The 624-nt window shown below is 27.2% G+C and carries 1 protein-coding gene; it reads left to right on the top strand.

From position 1 onward, the window contains the following. Positions 1-408, top strand: a 408-nt coding sequence (locus tag AJ888_RS01445) for a hypothetical protein (protein WP_070296100.1), incomplete at its 5' end; no start/stop codon positions are given. Positions 409-624: the final 216 nt, after the last annotated feature.

Here is a 624-nt window from a genome sequence, read left to right as displayed (position 1 = left end):
AGACTTAGTTATTCTTTTGATAATGAAAAAGAAGCCATTGATAAAATGTTGCAAGAAAATTATCGGCATAAATGCTACAATAGGAAAGATATTAAAGAAAATATCACAAAAGAAGCAACATTAAGAATTATTAAAGAAGAAAAGTTAGAAGTGATTTGGTATGATGAAGCACTTAAACCTTTATGTTCAGGTATTAAACATGATAAACAAAGAGATAAATATATATCTTTTATCACTAATGCTAAAGCAAAAATTATAGAATACAGAAGTATTGAGTTTGATGGGGAAGTTGTTGTATTTTTAGAAAAATACAATTACACTTCTACCTATAATGATGAATTTCTAGCCCTTTATGCTCTTATCAATCGTGCTAGAATGATTAAACAAAATAGAATTAGCTTTGTGTAAATGTTTCAAGGTTAGGTTTTATCAAACAAATACCATAATAAAGGATAGAAAATGACAAGAGAACAAGCAGAATTAATTATAAAAGAAGAAAAGTTAATCTATGTAACTTGGCGTGATTATGATTATACAGCAGGAGAATATCATTTTACAATTTGGTTTAATCCTAATAATAATAAATACGAAGCTGTTTATATTGGAGAAAGGGGCGGTGTTGAA

This window comes from Campylobacter sp. BCW_6467 (genome assembly GCF_001762855.1).
Taxonomy (GTDB): domain Bacteria; phylum Campylobacterota; class Campylobacteria; order Campylobacterales; family Campylobacteraceae; genus Campylobacter_D; species Campylobacter_D jejuni.
Note: the sequence above shows the minus strand (reverse complement) of the source record. Positions and strands in the feature narration are given on the sequence as shown.